Here is an 8483-nt window from a genome sequence, read left to right as displayed (position 1 = left end):
GGCCAGGGCCGCGCCGCCGCCCGCGCAGCCCTGGCCCGGCCCCTGGGCGGCGGGCGGCTGCGCTTCGCCGGGGAGGCCTGCCACCCGCGTCTCGCCGCCACGGTGGCGGGGGCCTGGGAAAGCGGTCACATTGCCGCGTGGGCCGCTCTGCAACCGGAGGACGTCCGATTCAAGCCTTAACAATCCCTGCCATGCAGCGTATCTGCTACGCTTGATGACAGCACAGGCGGAACAGGCGGGCTTCGACCGTCAGGACGAGACGCTGCGGCTGCGCGGTCCGCTGACGACGCAGCGTGTCGGCCCGCTCTGGCGGGAGGTGCTGCGCGCCGCGCCCGGCGCCCGCCGGCTCGACCTCTCGGCGGTCACCGCGCTGGACACCACCGGCGCCACCCTGGTCCTGGCCGGCGCCTCCGCCGCCTCGAAGGCCGACCCCGTGCCGATCGAGGGGGCAAGCGAATCGGTAGGCGCGGTGCTGGAGCGTGCGCGGGCCGCCCTGGCGGCGCCCCGCCCGGCCGCGGCGCCCGGCGGCCTGTCCTTCGTCGCCGCCACCGGCGCCTGGGGCGTCGGCCTGTGGCACCGCTTCTGGGAATCCACCGGCTTCCTGGGTGAGACGGTGGTGATGGCGCTCGCCGCCCTGCCGCATCCGCGCCGCATGCGCCCGGCCGATCTGTTGCGCCATCTGGACGAGGCGGGGCTGCGCGCCTTCCCGCTCACCGTGCTGCTCGGCACGCTGATCGGCGTCATCCTGGCCTTCCAGTCCTCCATCCCCATGCGCCAGTTCGGCGCCGAGATCTTCATCCCGCCCCTGGTCGGCATCTCCCTGGTCCGCGAGCTGGGGCCGCTGATCGCCGCCGTCATCCTCTCCGGCCGCACCGGCTCGGCCTATGCGGCCGAGCTCGGCACCATGACGGTGAACGAGGAGATCGACGCGCTGCGCATCATGGGCGTCGATCCCATGGCCATGCTGGTGCTGCCCCGCCTGCTGGCCGCCATGCTGGTGATGCCGGTGCTGACCCTGGTGATGAACCTCTCGGGCCTCGCCGGCATGACCGCGGTGATGATCGCCCTCGGCTTCCCGACGGCGCTGGTGCTGAACCAGCTGGAGCAGTGGCTGACGCTCGGCAGCCTCATCGGCGGGCTCGGCAAGTCGGTGCTCTTCGGCCTGGCCATCGCCATGATCGGCTGTCGCGCCGGGCTCTCGGCCGGGCGGGGGCCGCGCGCGGTGGGCGATGCCGCCACGGCGGCCGTGGTCGGCGGCATCGTCGCCACCGTCGTGCTGGACGGGCTCTGCGCCGTGCTCTTCTTCCGGCTGGGCTGGTGATGGACGGCTCCGCCTCCGACATCCACCGCGTCGAGGTGCGCGACCCCGTGGTCGAGGCGCGGGGCGTCGCCATGGCCTTCGGCAGCAACACCCTGTTCCGGGACGTGACCTTCCAGGTCGGGCGGGGCGAGGTCTTCGTCATCCTGGGCGGCTCCGGCTGCGGCAAGTCCACCCTGCTGAAGCTGCTGATCGGCCTCTATCCGCCGACCGCGGGCGAGATCCGCATCCTGGGCGAGGATCTCGGGGCGGCCGACGGCCGGGCGCGGCGGGCGCTGCTGTCCCGGCTCGGGGTGATGTGGCAATCGGGCGCGCTCTTCGGCTCGATGACCCTGCTGGAGAACGTCATGCTGCCGCTGGAGGAGCACACCCGCCTGCCGCCGGCGGCGCGCGAGCAGGTGGCGCGGGTCAAGCTCGGCCTCGTCGGCCTGTCGGATGCCGCCGACCGCCTGCCGGCCGAGATCTCCGGCGGCATGGCGAAGCGCGCCGGCATCGCCCGCGCCATGGCGCTCGACCCGCCGCTGCTCTTCCTCGACGAGCCCTCCGCCGGGCTCGACCCCATCACCTCCGCCGGGCTCGACCAGCTGATCCGCGACCTGGCACGCGACCTCGGCACCACCTTCGTCGTGGTGACGCACGAGTTGCAGAGCATTCTGGCCATCGGAGATCGCTGCATCATGCTGGACAAGCAGGCCAAGGGCATGATCGCCGAGGGCGACCCGCGCGAGCTGCGCGACCACGCGACGCATCCCACCGTGCGCGCCTTCTTCCGCCGGGAGGCGGCCTGAGCCATGGCGACATCCCGCAGCCTCTATGTCCGCGTCGGCGCGTTGATCCTCGCCGGCCTGGTGCTGGGCCTGGGCTTCGTGCTCTTCCTGACCGGCGGCGGTTTCGGGCGGCAGAACCTGGTGTTCGAGACCTATATCCAGGAAAGCGTCACCGGCCTCGAGGTCGGCGCGCCCGTGCGCTACCGCGGCGTGCAGATCGGCCAGGTGAGCGAGATCGGCCTGGTGAACGCCGAGTATCTGCCGACCAGCCGCAACGAGGCGATGGAGGCCTTCCAGCAGGTCCTGGTGCGGATGGCGCTGGACCCGAAGCGGGCGACCCTGGACAACGTCGAGGATGCGCTGCAGGCGGTGCGGAACGGATTGCGCGCGCGCCTCTCGAGCCAGGGCATCACCGGCGTCAACTATATCGAGCTCGACTTCGTCAATCCCGAGCGCTTTCCCGACCGGCCGCTGCCCTGGCGGCCCTCCTTTCCGGTGATCCCCGCCATGCCCTCCACCGTGGCGCAGGTGCAGAACCTGGCCGAGACGGTGCTGAGCCGCATCCAGCAGGCGCCGTTGGAGCAGCTGCTGACCGATGTCAGCGCCATCGTCAGCAGCGCCCGCACGCAGATCAGCGATGGCGACCTGGCGCGCATCCTGCACGAGACGGCCGACACCGTGAGCAGCCTGCGCGTCATGCTGAACGCGACCGATCTTCCCGGCCTGGTGGCCGAGCTGCGCGGCGCCGCCGGCGACCTTCGCGCCTTGGCCGGCGGCCCGGAGACCAAGGCGGCGCTGAACAACGCCGCCGCGGCGGCCGATGAGCTGCGCCGCTCGATGAGCCGGTTGCCGACGGTGATCACGGCACTGGAGCAGACGGCGCGCTCCGCCCGCAACACGACGCAGGACGCGAACGCCGATCTCGGGCCGCTGCTGCGCGATCTCCGGGCGGTGGTGAGCAATCTGCGCGACACGACCGAGACCCTGCGCCGCGCCCCCGGCGCCGCGCTCTTCGGCGCCCCGCCGCCACCGCCCAGCCGCTGACACGTCTCCAGCGCCAGACGAACGAGGGGAAGCCCCGCATGAACCGCCGCCACCTGCTCCTGCTGGCCCTGCCGGCCCTGGCCGCTTGCTCGGTGCTGCCGGACCGGCCCTATGTCGAGACCTTGCGCTTCCCGCTGGACCCGGTCCGCCCGGGAGGCCCCGCCGCGCCGCGCCGCCGCCGGGTCCTGCTGGTGCGGCTGATGCGCGCGGCACCCGGGCAGGACGTGCGCGGCCTGCGGAGCCGGCGGGAGGACGGCACGGAAGCGGTGGATTTCTACGCCGAATGGAGCGCGCCGCCGGTGGAGCTGGCGGAGGAGGCGACGCGCCGCTGGCTGGCGCGCTCGGGCCTGTTCGCCGCCGTGCTGGCGCCGGGCAGCCGGGTGCGGGCGGATCTGATCCTGGAGAGCGAGCTGACCACGCTGATCGCCGATCTGGGCGCCGGCGAGGCGCGGGCGGGCATCTCCGGCGTGCTCAGCCAGGACGGGGGCAATGCGCCCCGGCTGCTGGCGCAGATCTCGGCGCGGGGCCGGGCGCCGCTGCCGGCCGGGCGGCCGCTGCCGCCCGAGGCGCTGGCCCAGGCGATGACGATGGCGATGGCCGATGCCCTGACGCAGCTGGAGCGCAGGCTCGCCCGCTACGCCTGACACCCCCGGCGCTTAACCCTCCGGCAACCTGCCGTCCGATAGTCTCGAAAAGGAGAATTCGCGGCGGAGAAGGTGCTCCACATGAGACGGTTCCACAGCCGGCCCCTGCAGGGCGGCGGTGCCTGATGGCCGAGGGCGATAGCTGGGACGAGGTCTGGCAGGCCTATGACGTGGGTCGGGCCACCCTTGCGGCGCCGCGGCTCAGCGACGCCGCGATCCTCGACCTGCTCGGGCCCTCCGACGCCGATGTGCTGGAGGCCGACGAGGCGCTGGCCCGGCGGATGAGCGTGACGGGCCCGCCGCCGGCGGCGCATCCCGGCCTCAGGCTGGGCTGCTGGCTGATGCTGTTGCTCGGCGCCATGGGACTGGGCGTGCTGGCCGCGCCGCGCCTGGAGCCGGCGCTGGCCATCGCGCAGCTCTGGTTGCGGCCCGATGTCGGCACCCTGCTGGAGACGCTGCAGGCGAGCCCCGGCCAGTTCGCGGCCAGGCCGATGCCCGCCATCGCCGCCAGCCGCCCCGGCGGCGCCGGCCGCTACCTGGACATGCTGGCGCAGGATCTGCGCAGCGGCTGGAGCGATCCGGAGGCGATGCGGCGCCTGATCGTGGCGCGGCAGTCCGGCCCCGGCTGGCTGCGCGATCCCGCCCTGCCGGCCCTGGAGCGGATCCACAGCATCGCCGCCACCGGCTGGTCGAGCGTGCGGCTGGAGATCGGGCCGGCGAACGGGCGGGGCGGCCTCAGCCTGGATCTGGACCGGCGGGCGGGCGCGTGGCAGGTCGCGCGCTTCGCCCTGCTCGACTCCCGCCCCTGAAGCCTGCCTCCGGGTCCCGCCTTCAGAAGCGGTAGCGGACCGAGGCGCCGACGATCCAGGGATCGAGATCGGCGCGGGCGCTGATGGCGCCGCTGTTCACCGCCACGTCCGGGCGGAGGAACAGCTTCTTGACGTCGAGGTTCACGCCCCAGTTCGGCGTGATCTCGTAATCCACGCCGGCATTCAGCGCCCAGCCCCAGGCGTTCTTCACATCCACCTTGCTCACCGGCGGCGTGCGGCCGCCGCCCTCGCCGTAGAAGACGGTGTAGTTGATGCCGGCGCCGACATAGGGGCTCAGGCGGGATTGCGGCAGCGGGTGGAACTGCAGGGTGAGCGTCGGCGGCAGGGCCCAGACGCGGCCGAGATCGACATCGCCGATCGCCGAGCCGCGCACCTCGACGTCATGCCGCGTCGTCGCCGCGATCAGGTTGAGGGAGAGGTGGGGCGTGGCGAAGTAGGTGAAGTCGAGCTGCGGGGTCGCGGTGTCGGACGCCTGCGGCTTGCCGCCGATGGCATCCACACGGCCGCCCTTCTCCGGCAGCACGCCGATCACGCCGAAGCCCAGCACCATGTCGCCGGCCCGCTTGCCGCGCACCGCGTCCTGCGCCAGCGCGGGCCCCGCCAGCAGCGCCGAGCCCATGACCACCGCGGCCAGGGCCGCCCCCATCCTCTTCGTCACGTCCGTAACCTTCATCCCATCGGGCGGCGAGAGCGCCGCGCGAGGGGAGGCTTAGGCCCGGCCGCCGGGCGCCGCCTTGATCTGAATCCGGGCGGCGCGATTCCGGCGCGGGAGACGCATCCGGGGTGCTATTCGGGCTTGATGCCGGCGGTCTGGATGACCTCGCGCCAGCGCGCGATCTCGGCCTCCTGGAAGCGGCGGAACTCGGCCGGCGTGCTGCCGACGACGGTGAAGCCGATCTGCTCCAGGCGCGGCTTCACCTCCGGGTGGTTCAGGGCCTCTGCCATGGCGGCGTGCAGCCTCTCCTGCACGGGCGCGGGCAGGCCGGCCGGCGCCATCACCGCCTGCCAGGAGGTGACGACGAAGTCCTGCAGCCCGGCCTCGGCCGAGCTCGGCACATCCGGCAGGATCGGGTGGCGCCGCGCATCCGTCACCATCAGGGCGCGCAGCCGGCCGCCCTGGATATGGCCGGCCACCGTGCCGAGGTTCTGGAAGGACATCTGCACATTGCCCGCGATCAGGTCGGTCGCCGCCGCCGCGCCGCCGCGATAGGGCACATGCGCGACATCGACGCCCATGCGCTGCTTGAACAGCTCGGTGGTCATCTGGTCGGAGGAGCCGACGCCGCTCGTCGAGTAGGAGGCGCGCTGCGTCTTCAGCCAGGCGACCAGCTCGGCGACGGTCTTCGCCGGCACCTTCTCCGGATTGACCACCAGCACGTTGGGCGTGGTGACGGCCAGCGTCACCGGCGCGAATTCCTTCACCGGATCATAGCCCAGATCCGGCCGCAGCGCGGCGTTGATGGCGAAGACACCGATCGAGCCGCAGAGCAGGGTGTGGCCGTCCGGCTCGGCGCGGGCCAGCAGCCGGCCGGCGATCTCGCCATTCGCCCCGGCCCGGTTCTCCACCACCACCGGCTGGCCGATGGTCTGGCTCATGCGGTTGGCGATGGCGCGGGCCACGATGTCGCTCGGCCCGCCGGCGACGAAGGGCACCAGGATGGTCAGCGGGCGGTTCGGCCAGGCGGCCTGCGCCCGGGCGGCGGACATGGCGGGCAGGGACAGCAGGGGCGTCGCGGCCAGGAGGCCGGTGAGGTCGCGGCGGAGCATCGGGTCGTTCCTCGGCGGTTCTTGCTTATGGAGGTACGATGACACGATCGCGCCCGGGCGCGCCAGGGGGGGGCACCCGCCAGCCCGGCCCTGCATGCCCGGCCCTGGCATGCCCGGTCCTGGCATGCCCTGGCCCTGGCAAAGGCGTCTTGCCCGGCGGCTGCGACCTGCGGATAAGCGGGAGGCGTCCCCTCAGCCCGGCAGGAGCCCTGATGACCACCGATCTCGACATCGCGCGCGCGGCCACCCTGCTCCCGATCCAGGAAATCGCCGCGCGGGCCGGGATTCTCGAGACGGCGCTGGAGCCCTACGGGCGGCACAAGGCGAAGATCGGCCTGGATTTCGTCGCCGCGCAGGATGGCCGGCCGGAGGGCGCCCTGGTGCTCGTCACCGGCATCAGCCCGACCCCGGCGGGCGAGGGCAAGACGACGACGACGGTGGGCCTGGGCGATGCGCTGAACAGCCTCGGCACGAAGGCGATGATCGCGCTGCGCGAGCCCTCCCTCGGCCCCTGCTTCGGGGTGAAGGGGGGCGCCACCGGCGGCGGCCATGCCCAGGTCCTGCCGATGGAGGAGATCAACCTCCACTTCACCGGCGACTTCCACGCCATCACCGCCGCCAACAACCTGCTGGCCGCGATGGTGGACAACCACCTCTACTGGGGCAACGAGCTCGGCCTCGATGCGCGCCGCATCGCCTGGCGCCGCGCCATCGACATGAACGACCGCGCGCTGCGCGCCATCACCGCCGGCCTCGGCGGCGTGCCGAACGGCTTCCCGCGCGAGGACGGCTTCGACATCACCGTGGCCTCGGAGGTGATGGCGGTGTTCTGCCTCTCGCGCGATCTGGCGGACCTGCAGGACCGGCTCGGCCGCATCATCGTCGGCCAGACGCGGGAGGGGCGGAACGTCACCGCCCGCGACCTGAAGGCCGACGGCGCGATGGCCGCCCTGCTGCGCGACGCCCTGGCGCCCAACCTGGTGCAGACGCTCGCCGGCAGCCCGGCGCTGGTGCATGGCGGGCCCTTCGCCAATATCGCGCATGGCTGCAACAGCGTCATCGCGACGCGGCTGGCGCTCAGGCTCGCCGATGTGGTGGTGACCGAGGCCGGCTTCGGCGCCGATCTGGGCGCCGAGAAGTTCCTCGACATCAAGTGCCGCGCCGCCGGCCTGGCGCCGGCCGCCTGCGTCGTCGTGGCCACCGTGCGGGCGCTGAAGATGCATGGCGGCGTCGCCAAGGCGGCGCTGGGGGCGGAGGACGTGGCCGCCGTCCATCGCGGCATCGCCAACCTGGCGCGGCATGTGCAGAACATGCAGAAGTTCGGCCTGCCGGTGGTGGTGGCGCTGAACCGCTTCACCTCCGACACGGAGGCCGAGATCGCGGCGGTGAAGGCGGCCATGGCGCGGCTCGGCACCGAGGCGATCCTCTGCACCCACTGGTCGGACGGCGCCGCCGGGGCCGAGGCGCTGGCGCGCGCCGTGCAGGGGCTGATCGCCGCCGGAAGCGCGCGGTTCGAGCCGCTCTACAACGACCACATGTCGCTCGCCGGCAAGATCGAGACGGTGGCGCGCGAGATCTACCACGCCGAGCGCGTCGCCATCCCGCCGCCGGTCGCGGCAAAGCTGCGGCGCTTCGAGGAGCAGGGCTTCGGCCATGTGCCGGTCTGCATCGCCAAGACGCAGTACTCCTTCTCGGCCGATCCGACGCAGCTCGGCGCGCCGGAGGGGCATGTGCTGCCGCTGCGGGAGGTGCGGCTCTCGGCCGGGGCGGGCTTCGTCGTCGCCATCGCCGGCGAGATCATGACCATGCCCGGCCTGCCGCGCCGCCCGGCCGCCGAGGGCATCGGCCTGGATGCGCAGGGCCGCATCGAGGGGCTGTTCTGACGCCCCCGCCCGACACCGTCGCGCTGCTGCGCGAGGCCTCGGCGCGCCACGCGGGTGGCGACCTGGCGCGGGCCGAGGCGCTGTACCGCCAGGTGCTGGCGCGCGACCCGCGCGAGGCCAATGCGCTGAACCTGCTCGGCGTGCTGCACCGCCAGCGCGGCGACCTGCCCGGCGCGCTGCGGCTGATCCGCCGGGCGTTGGCGCTGCGGCCGGAGGCGCCGGTCTTCCTC

At 73.2% G+C, this 8483-nt stretch carries 10 protein-coding genes; 8 read left to right on the top strand and 2 right to left on the bottom strand.

All coding sequences use genetic code 11. The features are described 5' to 3' along the window. From ACVMLK_RS18065 to ACVMLK_RS18040, 6 genes are all read left to right on the top strand, one after another. Positions 1-180, top strand: a 180-nt coding sequence (locus tag ACVMLK_RS18065; protein ID WP_457487182.1) for an FAD-dependent oxidoreductase, incomplete at its 5' end; no start/stop codon positions are given. 34 nt (positions 181-214) lie between these two features. Continuing rightward, entirely contained in the window at positions 215-1321 is a 1107-nt protein-coding gene (locus tag ACVMLK_RS18060) for an ABC transporter permease (RefSeq protein ID WP_457487181.1), read from the top strand. Further along, positions 1321-2106, top strand: coding sequence for an ABC transporter ATP-binding protein (locus ACVMLK_RS18055; protein ID WP_198365962.1), 786 nt, complete (start codon positions 1321-1323; stop codon positions 2104-2106). Before ACVMLK_RS18060 ends, ACVMLK_RS18055 begins: the two co-directional genes overlap by 1 nt. A gap of 3 nt (positions 2107-2109) precedes the next feature. Next, a complete protein-coding gene (locus tag ACVMLK_RS18050; protein WP_457487180.1) occupies positions 2110-3129 on the top strand; it encodes an MlaD family protein in 1020 nt (339 codons plus the stop codon). A 38-nt stretch (positions 3130-3167) separates the two neighbouring features. Next, positions 3168-3773, top strand: a complete 606-nt coding sequence (locus ACVMLK_RS18045; protein WP_198365964.1) for an ABC-type transport auxiliary lipoprotein family protein — start codon at positions 3168-3170, stop codon at positions 3771-3773. A 125-nt stretch (positions 3774-3898) separates the two neighbouring features. Further along, positions 3899-4582 carry a hypothetical protein gene (locus ACVMLK_RS18040; RefSeq protein WP_457487179.1) on the top strand — a complete coding sequence of 228 codons (684 nt, stop codon included), beginning with the start codon at positions 3899-3901 and terminating at the stop codon, positions 4580-4582. A 22-nt stretch (positions 4583-4604) separates the two neighbouring features. On the opposite strand, the gene ACVMLK_RS18035 is transcribed toward ACVMLK_RS18040, so the two are convergent. Further along, positions 4605-5261: an OmpW/AlkL family protein gene (locus tag ACVMLK_RS18035; RefSeq protein ID WP_370591965.1), complete on the bottom strand. Its 657-nt coding sequence runs from the start codon at positions 5259-5261 to the stop codon at positions 4605-4607. Positions 5262-5389: 128 nt separating this feature from the next. Continuing rightward, positions 5390-6370 (bottom strand): Bug family tripartite tricarboxylate transporter substrate binding protein, encoded by a 981-nt coding sequence (locus ACVMLK_RS18030; RefSeq protein ID WP_457487178.1) that lies wholly within the window; start codon positions 6368-6370, stop codon positions 5390-5392. A gap of 212 nt (positions 6371-6582) precedes the next feature. Here ACVMLK_RS18030 and ACVMLK_RS18025 point away from each other — a divergent pair, with 212 nt between their 5' ends. Both ACVMLK_RS18025 and ACVMLK_RS18020 read left to right on the top strand, forming a co-directional pair. After that, entirely contained in the window at positions 6583-8253 is a 1671-nt protein-coding gene (locus ACVMLK_RS18025) for a formate--tetrahydrofolate ligase (protein WP_457487177.1), read from the top strand. Next, positions 8250-8483: tetratricopeptide repeat protein (locus ACVMLK_RS18020; RefSeq protein ID WP_457487183.1), on the top strand; the 234-nt coding region annotated here is incomplete at its 3' end. The genes ACVMLK_RS18025 and ACVMLK_RS18020, both read left to right, overlap by 4 nt.

The sequence above is a fragment of the Teichococcus aerofrigidensis genome (genome assembly GCF_054073225.1).
This window is presented reverse-complemented; position numbering and strand designations above follow the sequence as displayed.